Raw genomic sequence first — 16,013 nt, forward strand, 5'->3', positions numbered from 1 at the left:
CCCGCTCCTACAGGGGGGCGCGTTACCACCCGCGAAAGGGCCGGCACAGTCCACACTTCAGGTGCGGAACCTGCGCACCAGCGTATCCAGCTCATTGGACAACCCGGCCAGGCTCTCGGAGTCCTGGCGCGCCGCCTGGGCCAGCTCGGCCACCAACTGCGCATCCCCGTGAATCTGGCTGATGTGCCGGTTGATGTCCTCAGCCACCTGATGCTGTTCTTCGGCTGCCGTGGCGATCTGGGTGTTCATGTCACGGATCACGTCCACCGACTCACGGATCTGCCCGAAGCTGTCGCGGGCAAGACCAATGCGGCTGACCGACTGCTGCGACACTTCCAGGCTGGCGTGCATCTGCTCGGCCACTTCGGCGGTACGGCTGGCCAGGTTGCCCAGCAAACCGTCGATTTCGGCGGTGGAGTCGGCAGTACGCTTGGCCAGCGCCCGCACTTCGTCGGCAACCACGGCAAAGCCGCGGCCCTGCTCACCGGCACGGGCCGCTTCGATGGCGGCGTTCAGGGCTAGCAGGTTGGTTTGTTCGGCAATCGAACGGATGGTGCCGAGGATCGACTGAATGGCGTTGCTGTCACGCTCCAGCTGTTGAATCGACTGGGCCGATTGCTCGATTTCGTGGCTCAGGCGATCAACGCTGTGTACTGCTGCATCGATCTGTTGCTGCCCTTCGCGGGCCTGCTGCTGGCCGCTGTCGGCCGACTGCGCCGCCTGGCTGCAGGACCGTGCCACTTCATTGGCGGTGGCGACCATTTCGTGGAAAGCGGTGGAAACCATGTCCACGGCTTCGCGCTGGCGGCCGGCCGCCTCGGCCATGTCGCTGGAGACGCGGGTCGAGCTGCTGGAAGTGCTGAGGATCTTGCTGGCAGCCGTGCCGATGTGCTGGATCAGGCTGCGAATGGCACCGAGGAACTGGTTGAACCAGCTGGCCAGTTGCGCGGTTTCGTCGCGGCCGCGGATTTCCAGGTTGCGGGTCAGGTCACCCTCACCTTGGGCAATGTCTTCCAGGCCATTGGTAACACTGTTGATCGGGCGCACGATCAGTTTGGCGAAGGTCGCACCGACTACCGCGAACAGCGCGGCCAACACCACAGCGACGATGCCGATCAGCCAGGTCAGCCGGGTGGTGGTCTGCATCACTTCGCTTTGTTCGATCAGGCCGATGAAGGTCCAGCCCAGTTGCTGGTCGGGGTAGACGTTGGCCATGTAGTGCACGCCATTGAGTTCGACCTCGACCAGGCCTTTGCCGGCTTTGGCCAGCTTGGCATAACCGTCGCCAAAGCTTCCCAGCTGCTTGAAGTTGTGGGCGGCGTCGCGCGGGTCGACCATCACGTTGCCGTTGCTTTCCACCAGCATCAGGTAGCCGCTTTCGCCCAGTTTGATCTGCTTGACGATCTCGGTCAGGCCCTTGAGCGACACGTCGATGTTGACCACGCCGCCGGGGTTGCCCAGCTGGTTGGCCACGGTGCGCACGGTGCTGACCAGCACCGCATCGTCGGCGGCCCAGTAGTAGGCGCCGGTACGCAGTGTCTTGCCAGGGTTGGCCATGGCAAGTTGGTACCAGGGGCGCGTGCGTGGGTCATAATTGACAAACTTCTGGCCGGCCGGCCAGCCGGTGTAGCCGCCGTCATTCACCCCGTAGGACAGGTAGGCGTAGGCGGGATGTGAGTTGGCCAGGCGAGTCATGAAGTCGAGAATTTTGCTGGCCTGCTCGCCCAGTTCGTAGGACGGGGTTGCGCTCATGTACTTGTTCAGCTCGCTGCCCGTGGCGGCAACCATTGGCTGGGAAGCCATGTACTCGACGTTCTGGTTGATCCCCTGGAAGAAGATGTTCATCGCGTTGCTGACCTGGCGGATTTCCCGGCTGCTGCTGTCGAGGAATCCGTCGCGGGCTTCGCCGCGCAGGTTGATGACCACCAGGGTGGCTACGAGAACGATGGGCAAGCCGGCGATGACCGCGAATGCCCAGGTCAGTTTCTGTTTGATGCTCATCGACGCTCCCGGAATTGTTATTTTCGACACACGAGGCAGGTAGCAACTACATCGGCAGCATCCGGGTTTTATGAAGCCAAAACGCCCGTATTTATTGGATAAAGTCGTGGTTGGTGACTATTCGGTCGTGTTTGGACATTTATGGCATGCCAAAGGCGTGTGGCAGCTCAGTGACAGCAGCTGCCCCCAGCGCCATTGGCCAGGTCTTTGAGGATCGGGCAGTCCGGGCGGTCGTCACCCTGGCAGTGCGAAACCAGCTCGCCGAGGGTGTCGCGCAGGCTCACCAGCTCCTCGATGCGCCGGTTCAGTTCATCGATGTGGTGCATGGCCAGCGCCTTCACATCGGCGCTGGCACGTTGGCGGTCCTGCCACAAGGTCAGCAACTTGCCGACCTCTTCGAGGGAAAAGCCCAGGTCGCGGGAGCGTTTGATGAAGGCCAGGTTGTGCAAGTCTTGCGCCTGGTACAGGCGGTAGCCGCTGTCGCTGCGAGTGGCGGGTTTGAGCAGGCCGATGGATTCGTAGTAACGGATCATCTTGGTGCTGAGCCCGCTGCGGCGGGCGGCCTGGCCGATATTCATGGCGCCTCCTGGGTGCTGCTGGTGGGTTTCCACGTTTTAAGCCACAGTGCATTGCTGACGACGCTGACACTGGACAGGGCCATGGCGGCACCTGCCAGTACCGGGTTGAGGTAACCCAGCGCGGCGAGCGGAATGCCGATCAGGTTGTAGATGAAGGCCCAGAACAGGTTCTGGCGGATCTTCGCGTAGGTCTTGCGGCTGATTTCCAGCGCGGCGGGCACCAGGCGCGGGTCGCCACGCATCAGGGTGATGCCGGCGGCCTGCATGGCCACGTCGGTACCGCCACCCATGGCAATGCCGATGTCGGCCGCGGCCAACGCCGGGGCATCGTTGATGCCATCGCCAACCATGGCGACCACCCCATCCTGCTTGAGCGCGGCCACGGTCGCGGCCTTGTCGGCCGGTAGCACTTCGGCGTGCACATCGTCTATACCCAGTGCCTCGGCAACCACTTTGGCGCTGCCACGGTTGTCACCGGTCAGCAGGTGGCTGCTGATGTGTTGGGCGTGCAGGGTTTCGATGGCCTGCGCGGCGCCAGGCTTGAGGCTGTCACCAAAGGCGAACAGGCCCACCACTCTCGGTTGCGCGCTGCGCTCGATCAGCCACGACAGTGTGCGCCCTTCAGCTTCCCAGGCCTGGGCCTGGGCGGCCAACTCGCCGGGTTGCAGACCGCTTTCGTCAAGCAGTCGGCGGTTGCCCAGCGCCAGTTCACGGCCTTCAACGCGACCGGCAATGCCGCGCCCGGTCAGCGACTGGCTGTCCGCAACGCTTGGCACGTCCAGCCCTTGCTCTGCACAGGCCACCAGCACCGCCTTGGCCAGCGGGTGTTCACTCCCACGCTGCAGGGCGCCGGCCAGGCGGTGCAGGTTGGCGCTGTTGCCGTCCAGCGCCTGGCTGTGAACCACCCGCGGGCTGCCGGAGGTGAGGGTGCCGGTTTTGTCGAACACTACGCGGTTGACCGCATGAGCACGCTCCAGAGCTTCGGCATCCTTGATCAGGATGCCGTGGCGGGCGGCGACCCCAGTACCGGCCATGATCGCGGCGGGCGTGGCCAGGCCGAGGGCGCAGGGGCAGGCGATGACCAGCACGGCGACGGCGTTGATCAGCGCGGTTTCCAGCGGTACCCCAGCCAGCCACCAGCCGATCAAGGTGATCAGGGCCAGTAACAGCACGGCCGGGACGAACACCTGGCTGACACGGTCGACCAGCTTCTGGATCGGCGCTTTGGCGGCCTGGGCGTCTTCCACCAGGCGGATGATGCGCGCCAGCACGGTCTCGGTGCCCAGCGCCTGGGTACGCACCAGCAGCCGGCCTTCACCATTGATGGCGCCACCGGTGACGCTGTCGCCGGGTTGTTTGGGCACTGGCAGGCTCTCGCCGCTGATCAGGGCCTCATCGGCATGGCTGCTGCCGTCTTCGACCACGCCGTCGACCGGGAAGCGTTCGCCGGGCTTGACCAGTACCAGGTCGCCCAAGCGCAACTGGGCGATGGCCACGTCCTCTTCCACGCCGTCGACCACGCGCAGGGCGCGTTCCGGGCGCAGGGCTTCTAGGGCTCGGATGGCACTGGCGGTCTGGCGTTTGGCGCGGCTTTCCAGGTACTTGCCCAGCAATACCAGGGCAATCACCACGGCTGAGGCTTCGAAGTACAGGTGCGGGGCCATGCCGGCAGGAGCCTGTGCCCATTGGTACAGGCTCAGGCCATAACCAGCGCTGGTGCCCAAGGCCACCAGCAGGTCCATGTTGCCGGCGCCGGCGCGCACAGCCTTCCAGGCTGCAATGTAGAAGCGGGCACCGAGAATGAACTGTACGGGTGTGGCCAGCAGGAACTGCGCCCAGGCGGGTAGCATCCAGTGCAAGCCGAACGGTTGTACCAGCATGGGTAATACCAGCGGCAGGGCCAACAGCAAGGCTGCACCGACTGCCAGGCGCTCGTTGCGCAGGCGGCGCTGGATAGTGCTTTGGTCGTCCTTGGTCGATTGCGGCAGGCTGGCGCTGTAGCCTGCCTTTTGCACAGCGTCGATCAGCAGATTGTCATCAAGGGCCGCAAGCACTTCGAGGTGCGCGCGTTCGCTGGCCAAGTTGACGCTGACACGCTCGACCCCGGCCAATTTGCCCAGGGCGCGCTCTACTCGGCCGACGCAACTGGCGCAGGTCATGCCGCCTATCTGCAGTTCGAGGGTGCGGGTTGGTACCCCATAACCGGCCTCGCGCACGGCTTCGACCAAGGCTGGCAGGCTGGCAGGCGGGGCCAGAACCCGAGCTTTTTCAGTGGTAAGGTTTACGCTGACCTGTTCAGCGCCTGTGACCTTGCGCAGAGCGCGCTCGACCCGGCCAGCACAGCTGGCGCAGGTCATGCCGGAGATCGGCAGGTCGTATGTGGTGGATGCGGGCATGGCTCTCCTCCTTGGACAGGCCTCCAGCATCAACCTTGCCACGCAGGCAAGGTCAATAGCCCAGGTCGGCTCGTTTCAACTCCAGCCCATATTGCCCCATGGCGATGCGGTATTTGTTGATCTGGCCCGCCTGCAGATTCAAACGCGTGCTGCGCTGGTCCTCTATACCTGCAGCGCAACCCGGCATTTGCCCAGGCAGCAGGCGCAGGCGCACATCCACCGGGCCAGGCGGCAGGTTGAACGAGGTGGACTGCTCCTGGAAAACGCGCCCGGAAAGCTGGTCGTTGAGGTACACGCCGATTTCGCAACTGGTGGCCACTTCCAGGCGCTCCCGGGAAATGATCAGTACGCTGTAGGCCGAGTTGCCCTCGGCGAAAGCCGGTGGCACCACAGCCAGTGCGCCCAAGAGCCCGACGACGCCCAATGCTGCCCTGAACATGAAAAATCTCCTGCTTGCCTGATCGTCAAAAGCGCAGCTTGGCCGACGCGGGCGCTGATTTCCACCCCGGGTTTTGCAGGCGGTGCTTGACCTTACCCTGATGGCAAGCTTGAGACTTGTGAAAAACCTGAAGGAGGTAACCCCCATGCAAGTGTTCAATGTACAAGGCATGACCTGCGGCCATTGCGTGAAAGCCGTGACCCGGGCGGTGCAGGAGCAGGATGCGGCAGCCAGGGTGGAAGTTGATCTGGCAGGCAAACAGGTGCGTGTGCAGAGCGAGTTGGCGCAGGAGCAGATTCTCACTGCGATTCGCGATGAGGGGTATCAGGCCGAACTCGCCTGAAGACCTGATTGCTCCCACCGGGGGTAACAGTGTTGCAAATGTTTTCACATTGACAGGGTCCACAGCAGGTAGAATCAGCCACTTGCTTAGCCTGCTATGGATTCCTGATGAACCTGCGAATGGTGCTCATCCTGGGCGCACTCAGTGCGTTCGGGCCCTTGGCGATCGACTTTTACCTGCCAGCCTTCCCGGCCATGGCGCAAGCGTTCGCCACCGATGAAAAACACGTCCAGGCCACGTTGGCCGCCTACTTCCTGGGCCTGTCTATCGGGCAGTTGGCCTATGGGCCGGTTGCCGACCGCTTTGGCCGACGCAAACCGCTGATGTTCGGCGTTACGCTGTTCACCTTGGCATCACTGGCCTGTGCCTACGCCCCCAACCTCGACACCTTGGTGGTGGCGCGTTTCATCCAGGCACTGGGTGGTTGTGCCGGCATGGTGCTTTCGCGGGCCATCGTCAGCGACAAGTGCGACCCGGTAGCTTCAGCCAAAGTGTTTTCGCAGCTGATGCTGGTCATGGGCTTGGCGCCGATCCTGGCACCGATGCTGGGTGGGGTGCTGGTGAACCTGGCCGGCTGGCAGTCGATCTTCCTTGCTCTGAGCCTGTTCAGCGCCGGCTGCCTGCTGGCAGTAAGCCTGGGCCTGCCGGAAAGCCTGCCTGAGCATATACCCCGCCAGCCGCTATCTGGCGCCTTGCGCCAGTACCTGCGGCTGCTGGCTGACCGGGTTTTTCTCGGCCATGCCCTGACCGGCGGTATCGCCATTGCCGGCATGTTTGCCTATATCGCCGGTTCACCTTTCGTGTTCATCAAACTGTATGGCGTGCCCGCTGAGCACTACGGCTGGCTGTTCGGCACCAACGCCGCAGGTTTTATTCTGGTGGCGCAGGTGAACGCCCGCCTTCTGGCCAAACGCGGGCCGGCCTTCCTGCTGGGCCGTGCGGTATGGCTGTATCTGGTTGCGGGCCTGGTGCTGCTGGGCGTGGCGGCGTTGCGCCCTGCGCAACTGTGGCCGCTACTGGTGCCGCTGTTCATCTGTATCGCCAGCCTTGGTTGCATCATTCCCAATGCTTCGGCCTGCGCCATGAGTGGACAGGGCGCGCGTGCCGGCAGCGCCTCGGCACTGATGGGCTGTGTGCAGTTCAGCGTAGCTGCGGGTGCTGCGGCGCTGGTCGGGCTGCTGCATGACGGCAGTGCGGTGCCAATGGCAATCGTGATCAGCCTGTGCGGGGCGCTGGTGGTCAGTGTCGCGCTGTTGACCCGACGTCTGCAGGCCAAGGCTCCCGCATGAGGGGGTGAGGTGCCTGCAGCCTGGTTTCCAGCGTGGCGACGAAGGCGCGCGCCTCAGCTTCGCTGCGGAAACTGACCACATGCTGATCGAGCTGGACTTGCCAGGGGCAGGCGGGGTTTCGGCTCGACGCACTTACGATAATTTTCATCGCGGCATACCTCCAGGAAGGGGAGCCGCTCAAGTGTAGCGCTGGCCCGCCGGCCTGCCATGACACGGCTTCAGCGTCCTGACTGACGGTAAGTGTGTGCATTCTCCTGGCGGTGTTTCCTACTTTGGGCGCAATGCCTGCAAACCCGCAGAACCTTCGCTTTGTTTCGCGCTATTTGTGGAAGGTTGCTGTGGGCCACATCTGAAATGGCTGCAAGTTTGTTTTCATCAAGATGTTTCAGCTCGTTGGTGTGGGCGTACCGGTGCCTTGGTTGACTTGGTTCCGGGGCGTTTTCGAAGCCGCTTCGTTGCTTGCCATGGGTAGGCATACCCAGTGGTTTTTCGTCATGAGTACGACGGCTCCTGGTCGTCTGACCGGCGTTTTTCTGCGGCTTATACTGGCGAGCCAGGCCAGTGCCAGCGAGAGGCGCTTCCCTGGCAGGGTTGGCCATCGCATCCCCACCGTGAACTTGCAGGGAGTTACAAGGACATGAACGCAGCCAGCAGTATCAGCCAAATTGCCAGCCTGATGGCCGACCCCAAGCGCAGTGCCATGTTATGGGCATTGATCGATGGCACACCACGGTTGGCCAATGAGCTCGCGATAATGACTGGCCTGACTTCATCGTCAGCCTGCGCACACCTTTCGCTGCTGTCGTCGGCCGGTTTGCTCAGGCATGAAGCCAGGGGCCGCAAACGTTACTTCTGCTTGGCTACCCCGCAGGTCGGAGCAGCGGTAGAGGCCTTGGCCAGCGTACAGCTGGAAAGCGCCAGGGGAGAGCGTGCCGAAGCGCCGGTATCGTCGCTGCCCCTGTCAATGCGCCGGGCGCGCCGTTGTGGCGATCACCTGGGAGGGGAGTTGGCCAGTGAGTTGTACCATCGCATGGTGGTGGCTGGCTGGTTGGAAGGCAGCGGACGGCACTTGAGGGTCAGTGACGAGGGGCGGGCGCAGTTGGCCTTGGTCGGGGTGTACATCGATGCCCTGGCGCCACACCAGCAACGAGGTTGCGTGATCTGCCGCTGCACCGAATGGAATGACCAGGGCCCGCATCTGGGGGGCGTACTGGGCCAGGCCTTGTTCAGGTTGTTCCTTCAATCTGGCTGGATGCGCGAGTTGGAGGACTCGCGGGCTTTGCATATTTCGGCGCTGGGTATCCAGCAGATCAATCGCATAGCCCGCGTGGCGACGTTGCAGGTCGGTTGAGCGCAACGTCGTCATGCTACTCAAACCAGCCGTGCGTCCAGGCTGTTCTGCGCCAGGCGACGTGCCTGGTCTTCGGTCATGCCCAAGTGGGTGTGCAGGGCATGGAAGTTCTCCGTGACGTAGCCACCGAAGTAGGCCGGGTCGTCCGAGTTGACCGTGACTTTCACACCACGCTCGAGCATGTCGAGGATGTTGTGTTGGCTCATGTGGTCGAACACGCAGAGCTTGGTGTTGGACAGCGGGCACACCGTGAGCGGGATCTGCTCGTCGATGATGCGCTGCATCAGGCGCTCGTCCTCGATGGCGCGCACGCCATGGTCGATACGTTTGATCTTCAGCAGGTCGAGGGCTTCCCAGATGTACTCAGGCGGGCCTTCTTCGCCAGCATGGGCAACGGCGACGAAGCCTTCGCTACGGGCGCGGTCGAACACACGCTGGAACTTGCTGGGTGGGTGGCCCATCTCCGAGCTGTCCAGGCCTACGGCAATGAACGCATCGCGGAACGGCAAGGCCTGATCGAGGGTCTTGTGCGCTTCATCCTCGCTGAGGTGGCGCAGGAAGCTGAGGATCAGGCCGCTGCTGATGCCCAGTTGCTCGCGGCCATCCTTGAGCGCCTGGCTGATGCCGTTGAGCACCACTTCGAAGGCAATGCCGCGGTCGGTGTGGGTCTGCGGGTCGAAGAAGGGTTCGGTGTGGATCACGTTCTGGGCCTTGCAGCGTTGCAGGTAGGCCCAGGTCAGATCGTAGAAGTCCTGCTCGGTGCGCAGCACATCTGCACCCTGGTAATACAGGTCGAGGAACTCCTGCAGGTTGTTGAAGGCATAGGCACCGCGCAAGGTCTCCACATCGGCCCAGGGCAGGGCGATCTTGTTGCGCTCGGCCAGGGCGAACAGCAACTCGGGCTCCAGTGAGCCTTCCAGGTGCAGGTGCAATTCGGCCTTGGGCAGGGCGTTCAACCAGTCATACATAGTGGTTCATCTCAATCAGGTACGGTTGCGGCCATTCTACAGGGGCCGGCCGGGCAATGCGCCCAGCCGGGCTGCGACCTGGTGAATCACCAGACCAAGGGTTCGCCCTTGTAGTTGATGAAACGCAGGCCGCCCTTGCCGCTTTGGGCCTTGATCTGTTCGATCATGCCGCGGGTGCTGGTGAGCACATCGATATCGGCGTTCTCGCCGCCCATGTCAGTTTTCACCCAGCCCGGGTGCATGGCCAGCACGCACAGGTCCGGGCGCTGCTGCTCAACGAAGAAGCTGTTGATCATCGAGTTCAGTGCCGCCTTGCTGGCCTTGTACAGGCAGATCTCGCCCCCGTCGGGTATGGTGACGCTTCCCAGGATCGAGCTCATGAAGGCCAGCACACCGCTGCCTTCGCGTATTTGACCCACCAGGCGGCGAGCCACGCGTATCGGCGCCACGGCGTTAGTCATGAACAGATCGCCAATGTCGTTGTTGCGTACCGCCTCCAGGTCTTGCGGCAGGGGGCCCATAACCCCGGCGTTGACGAATATCAGGTCGAACACCTGGCCTTGCAGGCGTTGCTTCAGGTCATCGAGCTGGACGGTGTCGTTCATTTCCAGCTGCTCGATGTGCACACCGGGCACGTTCGCCAGGGCGCCTGGCTGCTGCGGGTCACGGACGGTGGCAGTGATGTGCCAGCCGTCTTCGTGCAGGCGTTGTACCAGGCCCAGGCCAAGCCCGCGCGAGGCGCCGATGATGAGGGCAGTTCTTGAATTAGCCATAGGAACATTCCTTTATCGGTGTAGGAGAAAGGAATTGAGCATACGTCATGGCGGATACGCATGCCTGGTTTGCATCTGGTTAAAAAATGTTCAGTTTTGTCTGGGCCTTGTGGGGCCGGGCGCTTCGTCTGTTGGCACACGGGTTATCCACAAGCTGGTCCACAGTTATTGTGTGCAAGGTGAGCAAGGGGGGGCGGCTTGGATGGGCGGTTCGCTGGGGATAAGTCGCGCACTTTCAGCAGTTTACGACTGTCATCAAATAGTGATCAAAATATGATCAAAGCTCTGGGGGCCTCGAAATCACTAGCCTGCAAGAGAGTGCCCCAAGCTTATCCACAGGCGGGCCCACAGTTGTTGTGGGCAATGTTCAGTGTGCTTCGAGCAAAATACGCCCGCGGCTCAGGTCCGCCAATTGCTGTTGCAATGGCGCCAGGTGGGCGTCACCGAGGGCAATCACCAAGTCCACACCATTGGCGGTGAACTGTTCATCCAGGACCAGGCCGTCAACCTCGGCCAGACGCAGCTTCACCAGCGCCAGCTCGCTGAAACTGCAGCTGCAGCTGAACTTGCTGCGCTGCACCAGTAGGCGTTTGGGCGCCTGTTGCAGGCACTTGTTGGCGCCGCCGCCATAGGCCCTGGCCAGGCCGCCGGTACCCAGCTGGATGCCGCCGTACCAACGGATAACCAGCACCACCACCTGGTCGCAGTCCTGCGCCTCGATGGCCGCCAGGATCGGCCGCCCTGCGGTGCCGCCGGGTTCGCCGTCGTCACTGCTGCGATACTGCGCGCCGAGTTTCCAGGCCCAGCAGTTGTGGGTAGCGGCCAGATCGCTGTGACGTTCGATGAAACTCATCGCTTCGGCGGCGCTGCTGATCGGCCCGGCGAGGGTGATGAAGCGGCTTTTGCGGATTTCCTCGCGGTATTCGCAGAGGTCGAGCAGGGTAGAAGGCATAAAGAACGGTCAGGCAGCCGGCTTGATGCCGCAGCCCTTCAGAATGATGTGGATAAGGTTGTTGCTCGCGTCTTCCATGTCCTGCTTGGTCAGGCGGCTGCGGCCAGTCACCTGGCAAATCTGGGTGGCGAAGTCAGCGTAGTGCTGGGTGCTGCCCCAGAGCAGGAAGATCAGGTGTACGGGGTCGACCGGGTCCATCTTGCCTGCTTCGATCCAGGCTTGGAATACCGCAGCACGGCCGCGGAACCATTCGCGGTAATCGGCACTGAAGTATTCGGTCAGGCAGGTGCCACCGCTGATCACTTCCATGGCGAAAATGCGCGAAGCTTGCGGGTTGCGCCGGGAGAACTCCATCTTGGTGCGGATGTACTGGCTCAGAGCTTCACCGGGGTCGTCATCGACGCTCAAGGCGTTGAAGGTGCTGTCCCACAACTCGATGATGTTGCTGAGCACGGCGATGTACAGGCCCAGCTTGTTGGTGAAGTAGTAATGCAGGTTAGCCTTGGGCAACCCCGCCTTGAGGGCGATAGTGTTCATGCTGGTGCCCTTGAAACCATGGCGGGCGAATTCATCTTCGGCGGCCTGGATAATGGCCTGTTCGTTCTTCTGGCGGATACGGCCCGCGGGCTTGCCCGAGGCGGAGAGGCGATGCGCAGGGACTTCTAGGGTCATGGACGATTCCGTACGGGGCAGTGGCTGCGGCTGTGGGACAAGATTACCTGCCTGTGCCGAAGTGACAAGCGTTTGCGGCACAGACTGGCATCAACGTGTCGCAGCCAGGCTTTCGAGAAAGCTTTCCAACACCAGGTTGGGACGTCGGCCCTTGCGGGTAACCCAGCTCAGGCTCAGGTCATAAAAACGCTCCTTGGGCTTGAGCGCACGCAAACGGCCTTGCTGCACCCAGAACATGGCGTAGTGGTCGGGCAGGTAGCCGATATAGCGCCCGGTAAGGATGAGAAACGCCATGCCCTCGCGGTCAGAAGCACTGGCTGTGCAATTCAGTGCCTGGTAGTGCGCCTGGATGTCGGTCGGCAGGCGGAAGGTGGGGGTGATGGCTTCCTGGCTGTTGAGGCGCTCGTCGTCTATCTGCTGGTCGTCGGCGTAGAACAGCGGATGGCCAACCGCGCAGTACAGCAGCGAGCGTTCGCTGTACAACGGTTGGTACTCAAGCCCCGATAGGGGGCTGGTCTGTGGTACGACGCCAACGTGCAGGCTGCCGTCGAGCACGCCGTGCTCGACCTGGCTGGGGGCGATCATGCGGATCTGGATGCGCACATCAGGGCCCCGATCCTTGAGTTCCGCCAGGGCGTGGGTGATACGCATGTGTGGCAACGTCACCAGGTTGTCGGTCAGGCCGATGTTCAGCTCGCCGCGCAAATGCTGGTGCAGGCCGTTGACCTCGGTGCGGAAGCTTTCCAGCGCACTGAGCAGTTGCAGGGCTGAATGGTAGACCTCACGGCCTTCCTCCGTCAGCGAGAAACCAGCGCGACCGCGCTGACACAGGCGCAGGCCGAGGCGTTGTTCAAGGTCGTTCATCTGCTGGCTAATGGCCGAGCGACCAATGCCCAGTACGTTTTCGGCAGCGGAGAAGCCACCGCACTCGACGACGCTGCGATAGATCTTCAGCAGGCGGATGTCGAAATCGCTGACTTGGGCGAGTGGATCGGGTCTTCGGCTCATCAGTTTAGTCTCGGCCTGCCTGAAGGTTAGAAATGTAGGCTTTTTCAGACTCTATCGCCGTGCCAATTTAGCTGCAACAACATCCATCGTTGCCTAATCGTCTTCCGAGGAACCGCCGATGAACATGCCCGAAACCGCCCCCGCGGGTATCGCCAGCCAGCTCAAGCTGGACGCCCACTGGATGCCCTACACCGCCAACCGCAACTTCCAGCGCGACCCACGCCTGATCGTGGCGGCCGAAGGCAACTACCTGGTCGATGACCACGGGCGCAAGATCTTCGATGCCCTGTCTGGCCTGTGGACCTGTGGCGCAGGGCACACTCGCAAGGAAATCGCTGACGCGGTAACCCGCCAACTGAGTACGCTGGACTACTCCCCAGCGTTCCAGTTCGGCCACCCGCTGTCGTTCCAGCTGGCGGAAAAGATCGCCGAGCTGGTGCCGGGCAATCTGAATCACGTCTTCTATACCAACTCCGGTTCCGAGTGCGCCGATACCGCACTGAAGATGGTGCGTGCCTATTGGCGCCTGAAAGGCCAGGCAACCAAGACCAAGATCATCGGCCGTGCCCGTGGTTACCATGGCGTGAACATCGCCGGTACCAGCCTGGGTGGCGTCAACGGTAACCGGAAGATGTTTGGTCAGCTGCTGGACGTCGACCACCTGCCTCACACCGTGTTGCCAGTGAACGCCTTCTCCAAAGGCATGCCGGAAGAGGGCGGTATCGCGCTGGCTGACGAAATGCTCAAGCTGATCGAGCTGCACGATGCCTCCAACATCGCAGCAGTCATCGTCGAGCCGCTGGCCGGTTCGGCCGGCGTGCTGCCGCCGCCGAAGGGTTACCTGAAGCGTCTGCGTGAAATCTGCACCCAGCACAACATTCTGCTGATCTTCGACGAAGTGATCACAGGCTTCGGCCGCATGGGCGCGATGACCGGCTCGGAAGCCTTCGGCGTTACCCCGGACCTGATGTGCATCGCCAAGCAGGTGACCAACGGCGCCATCCCGATGGGCGCAGTGATTGCCAGCAGCGAGATCTACCAGACCTTCATGAACCAGCCGACCCCGGAATACGCCGTGGAATTCCCACACGGCTATACCTACTCGGCGCACCCGGTAGCCTGTGCCGCCGGTCTCGCCGCGCTGGACCTGCTGCAGAAGGAAAACCTGGTGCAGTCCGCGGCTGAACTGGCGCCGCATTTCGAGAAGCTGCTGCACGGCGTGAAGGGCACCAAGAATATCGTCGATATCCGTAACTACGGCCTGGCCGGCGCCATCCAGATCGCCGCCCGTGACGGTGATGCCATCGTTCGCCCATACGAAGCGGCCATGAAGCTGTGGAAAGCTGGTTTCTATGTTCGCTTTGGTGGCGACACCCTGCAGTTCGGCCCAACCTTCAATACCAAGCCGCAGGAACTGGACCGCCTGTTCGATGCGGTAGGCGAAACCCTGAACCTGATCGACTGATCTTTCCGATTTTGATGCCAGGCGCCCGTAGCGTGCGCCTGGCTCTCCTTTGTTTATCTGGAGTTTTGCATGAGCATTGTTCAGCACCTGATTCACGGCGAACTGGTTACCAAGGGTGAGCGCACCGCCGATGTCTTCAATCCGTCCACTGGGCAGGCCGTTCGCAAGGTCGAACTGGCCAGCCGCGCAACCGTGCAGGAAGCGATCGACTCGGCCAAGGCAGCCTTCCCGGCCTGGCGCAACACCCCTCCGGCCAAGCGCGCCCAGGTGATGTTCCGCTTCAAGCAACTGCTGGAGCAGAACGAAGCCAAGATTTCGCAGATGATCAGCGAAGAGCACGGCAAGACCCTGGAAGACGCCGCCGGCGAACTGAAGCGTGGTATCGAGAACGTCGAGTTCGCGTGTGCGGCCCCAGAAGTGCTGAAGGGCGAGTACAGCCGCAACGTCGGTCCGAACATCGACGCCTGGTCCGACTTCCAGCCGCTGGGCGTGGTTGCCGGTATCACCCCATTCAACTTCCCGGCCATGGTGCCGCTGTGGATGTACCCGCTGGCCATCGCCTGCGGCAACGCATTCATCCTCAAGCCTTCCGAGCGTGACCCGAGCTCGACCCTGTACATTGCCCAGTTGCTGCTGGAAGCCGGCCTGCCGAAGGGCATTCTCAACGTCGTGCACGGTGACAAGGAAGCGGTGGATGCGTTGATCGAAGCGCCGGAAGTCAAAGCACTGAGCTTCGTGGGCTCGACCCCGATCGCCGAGTACATCTATGCCGAAGGCACCAAGCGTGGCAAACGTGTACAAGCCCTGGGGGGCGCGAAGAACCACGCAGTGCTGATGCCGGATGCCGACCTGGACAACGCAGTCAGTGCACTGATGGGCGCGGCTTACGGTTCGTGTGGCGAGCGTTGCATGGCCATTTCGGTAGCCGTGTGCGTGGGCGACCAAGTGGCCGACGCCCTGATTGCCAAGCTCGAGCCACAGATCAAGGCGCTGAAGATTGGTGCCGGAACCTCGTGCGGCCTGGACATGGGGCCACTGGTGACTGCGGCAGCGCGTGACAAGGTCGTGGGTTACATCGATGACGGTGTTGCTGCTGGCGCCAAGCTGGTGGTGGATGGGCGTGGCTTCCGTGTGGCCGGTAATGAAGATGGCTACTTTGTAGGTGGCACCCTGTTCGACAAGGTGACCCCGGAGATGCGCATCTATAAAGAGGAGATCTTTGGCCCGGTGCTGTGCGTGGTCCGGGTGAATAGCCTGGAGCAGGCCATGCAGCTGATCAACGATCACGAGTATGGCAACGGCACCTGCATCTTTACCCGTGACGGTGAAGCGGCCCGTCTGTTCTGCGACGAGATCGAAGTGGGTATGGTGGGTGTGAACGTACCGCTGCCGGTGCCGGTGGCCTACCACAGCTTTGGTGGCTGGAAGCGCTCGCTGTTTGGTGACCTGCATGCCTATGGCCCGGATGGTGTGCGTTTCTATACCCGTCGCAAGGCCATTACCCAGCGTTGGCCGCAGCGGGCCAGCCATGAAGCGTCGCAGTTCGCATTCCCTAGCCTGTAAGGGAAGTAGATGAAGCGGGGAGGCCGTCAGGCCTCCCCGCTTTGTTTTTGGGGGGTGGTTTTTGCTGTTGTAGGGGGAGGTGTGGTGGGTATGTCTTGAGGTGGTTTTGGCGGTGAGATGTGTCTGCCATAACCCCTGCAGCGCCTGTGAGATCGAGCGCCGCCCGCGCGGCGCTTCGCGGGTAAACCCGCTCCTACGTTTGTTTCGGGCCAGTC

The 16,013-nt window shown here is 62.2% G+C and carries 15 protein-coding genes; 5 read left to right on the plus strand and 10 right to left on the minus strand.

What is annotated here, in order from left to right; translation table 11 throughout:
• Positions 1–57: 57 nt before the first annotated feature.
• The 4 genes from QYE47_RS17070 to QYE47_RS17085 all read right to left on the minus strand — a co-directional run bounded on the left by QYE47_RS17070 (position 58) and on the right by QYE47_RS17085 (position 5,414).
• Positions 58–2,001, minus strand: coding sequence for a methyl-accepting chemotaxis protein (locus QYE47_RS17070; protein WP_014589564.1), 1,944 nt, complete (start codon positions 1,999–2,001; stop codon positions 58–60).
• A 167-nt stretch (positions 2,002–2,168) separates the two neighbouring features.
• Entirely contained in the window at positions 2,169–2,579 is a 411-nt protein-coding gene (gene cueR, locus QYE47_RS17075) for a Cu(I)-responsive transcriptional regulator (RefSeq protein WP_014589565.1), read from the minus strand.
• On the minus strand, positions 2,576–4,975 hold the full coding sequence (locus QYE47_RS17080; protein WP_070383401.1) for a heavy metal translocating P-type ATPase: 2,400 nt from the start codon (positions 4,973–4,975) through the stop codon (positions 2,576–2,578). Before QYE47_RS17080 ends, cueR begins: the two co-directional genes overlap by 4 nt.
• Before the next feature lie 52 nt (positions 4,976–5,027).
• Positions 5,028–5,414, minus strand: a complete 387-nt coding sequence (locus tag QYE47_RS17085) for a hypothetical protein (RefSeq protein WP_003255287.1) — start codon at positions 5,412–5,414, stop codon at positions 5,028–5,030.
• 145 nt (positions 5,415–5,559) lie between these two features.
• Between QYE47_RS17085 and QYE47_RS17090 the strand changes: the two genes are divergently transcribed.
• Positions 5,560–5,757, plus strand: coding sequence for a heavy-metal-associated domain-containing protein (locus QYE47_RS17090; RefSeq protein WP_014589568.1), 198 nt, complete (start codon positions 5,560–5,562; stop codon positions 5,755–5,757).
• 107 nt (positions 5,758–5,864) lie between these two features.
• Positions 5,865–7,046, plus strand: coding sequence for a multidrug effflux MFS transporter (locus QYE47_RS17095; RefSeq protein WP_003255285.1), 1,182 nt, complete (start codon positions 5,865–5,867; stop codon positions 7,044–7,046).
• On the opposite strand, the gene QYE47_RS17100 is transcribed toward QYE47_RS17095, so the two are convergent.
• Entirely contained in the window at positions 6,997–7,194 is a 198-nt protein-coding gene (locus QYE47_RS17100) for a hypothetical protein (RefSeq protein WP_076403763.1), read from the minus strand. The genes QYE47_RS17095 and QYE47_RS17100 overlap by 50 nt on opposite strands.
• Positions 7,195–7,683: 489 nt before the next feature.
• On the opposite strand from QYE47_RS17100, the gene QYE47_RS17105 reads away from it, so the two are divergent.
• Positions 7,684–8,397, plus strand: coding sequence for a helix-turn-helix transcriptional regulator (locus QYE47_RS17105; RefSeq protein WP_019438054.1), 714 nt, complete (start codon positions 7,684–7,686; stop codon positions 8,395–8,397).
• Between the two features lie 20 nt (positions 8,398–8,417).
• On the opposite strand, the gene QYE47_RS17110 is transcribed toward QYE47_RS17105, so the two are convergent.
• The 5 genes from QYE47_RS17110 to QYE47_RS17130 form a co-directional block, all read right to left on the minus strand.
• A complete protein-coding gene (locus tag QYE47_RS17110; RefSeq protein ID WP_003255282.1) occupies positions 8,418–9,365 on the minus strand; it encodes an adenosine deaminase in 948 nt (315 codons plus the stop codon).
• Positions 9,366–9,451: 86 nt separating this feature from the next.
• On the minus strand, positions 9,452–10,138 hold the full coding sequence (locus QYE47_RS17115) for an SDR family oxidoreductase (protein WP_070383402.1): 687 nt from the start codon (positions 10,136–10,138) through the stop codon (positions 9,452–9,454).
• Between the two features lie 367 nt (positions 10,139–10,505).
• Complete coding sequence (locus QYE47_RS17120) at positions 10,506–11,090, minus strand: YigZ family protein (RefSeq protein WP_019438056.1); 585 nt, start codon at positions 11,088–11,090, stop codon at positions 10,506–10,508.
• 9 nt (positions 11,091–11,099) lie between these two features.
• Positions 11,100–11,762, minus strand: coding sequence for a TetR/AcrR family transcriptional regulator (locus QYE47_RS17125; RefSeq protein ID WP_003255279.1), 663 nt, complete (start codon positions 11,760–11,762; stop codon positions 11,100–11,102).
• 90 nt (positions 11,763–11,852) lie between these two features.
• Positions 11,853–12,773 (minus strand): LysR family transcriptional regulator, encoded by a 921-nt coding sequence (locus tag QYE47_RS17130; RefSeq protein WP_026031902.1) that lies wholly within the window; start codon positions 12,771–12,773, stop codon positions 11,853–11,855.
• Between the two features lie 115 nt (positions 12,774–12,888).
• Between QYE47_RS17130 and QYE47_RS17135 the strand changes: the two genes are divergently transcribed.
• Positions 12,889–14,235: an aspartate aminotransferase family protein gene (locus QYE47_RS17135; RefSeq protein ID WP_014589574.1), complete on the plus strand. Its 1,347-nt coding sequence runs from the start codon at positions 12,889–12,891 to the stop codon at positions 14,233–14,235.
• A gap of 69 nt (positions 14,236–14,304) precedes the next feature.
• Positions 14,305–15,798: a CoA-acylating methylmalonate-semialdehyde dehydrogenase gene (locus QYE47_RS17140; RefSeq protein WP_003255276.1), complete on the plus strand. Its 1,494-nt coding sequence runs from the start codon at positions 14,305–14,307 to the stop codon at positions 15,796–15,798.
• Positions 15,799–16,013: the final 215 nt, after the last annotated feature.

This window comes from Pseudomonas sp. 2,4-D, from assembly GCF_030418155.1.
GTDB classification, from domain to species: Bacteria; Pseudomonadota; Gammaproteobacteria; order Pseudomonadales; family Pseudomonadaceae; genus Aquipseudomonas; species Aquipseudomonas alloputida.

What these genes read in the sequence shown, in the direction of transcription:
- QYE47_RS17070 (WP_014589564.1), bottom strand. Translation starts at nt 2,001, where the DNA reads ATGAGCATCAAACAGAAACTGACCTGGGCATTCGCGGTCATCGCCGGC.
- cueR (WP_014589565.1), bottom strand. Translation starts at nt 2,579, where the DNA reads ATGAATATCGGCCAGGCCGCCCGCCGCAGCGGGCTCAGCACCAAGATG.
- QYE47_RS17080 (WP_070383401.1), bottom strand. Translation starts at nt 4,975, where the DNA reads ATGCCCGCATCCACCACATACGACCTGCCGATCTCCGGCATGACCTGC.
- QYE47_RS17085 (WP_003255287.1), bottom strand. Translation starts at nt 5,414, where the DNA reads ATGTTCAGGGCAGCATTGGGCGTCGTCGGGCTCTTGGGCGCACTGGCT.
- QYE47_RS17090 (WP_014589568.1), top strand. Translation starts at nt 5,560, where the DNA reads ATGCAAGTGTTCAATGTACAAGGCATGACCTGCGGCCATTGCGTGAAA.
- QYE47_RS17095 (WP_003255285.1), top strand. Translation starts at nt 5,865, where the DNA reads ATGAACCTGCGAATGGTGCTCATCCTGGGCGCACTCAGTGCGTTCGGG.
- QYE47_RS17100 (WP_076403763.1), bottom strand. Translation starts at nt 7,194, where the DNA reads ATGAAAATTATCGTAAGTGCGTCGAGCCGAAACCCCGCCTGCCCCTGG.
- QYE47_RS17105 (WP_019438054.1), top strand. Translation starts at nt 7,684, where the DNA reads ATGAACGCAGCCAGCAGTATCAGCCAAATTGCCAGCCTGATGGCCGAC.
- QYE47_RS17110 (WP_003255282.1), bottom strand. Translation starts at nt 9,365, where the DNA reads ATGTATGACTGGTTGAACGCCCTGCCCAAGGCCGAATTGCACCTGCAC.
- QYE47_RS17115 (WP_070383402.1), bottom strand. Translation starts at nt 10,138, where the DNA reads ATGGCTAATTCAAGAACTGCCCTCATCATCGGCGCCTCGCGCGGGCTT.
- QYE47_RS17120 (WP_019438056.1), bottom strand. Translation starts at nt 11,090, where the DNA reads ATGCCTTCTACCCTGCTCGACCTCTGCGAATACCGCGAGGAAATCCGC.
- QYE47_RS17125 (WP_003255279.1), bottom strand. Translation starts at nt 11,762, where the DNA reads ATGACCCTAGAAGTCCCTGCGCATCGCCTCTCCGCCTCGGGCAAGCCC.
- QYE47_RS17135 (WP_014589574.1), top strand. Translation starts at nt 12,889, where the DNA reads ATGAACATGCCCGAAACCGCCCCCGCGGGTATCGCCAGCCAGCTCAAG.
- QYE47_RS17140 (WP_003255276.1), top strand. Translation starts at nt 14,305, where the DNA reads ATGAGCATTGTTCAGCACCTGATTCACGGCGAACTGGTTACCAAGGGT.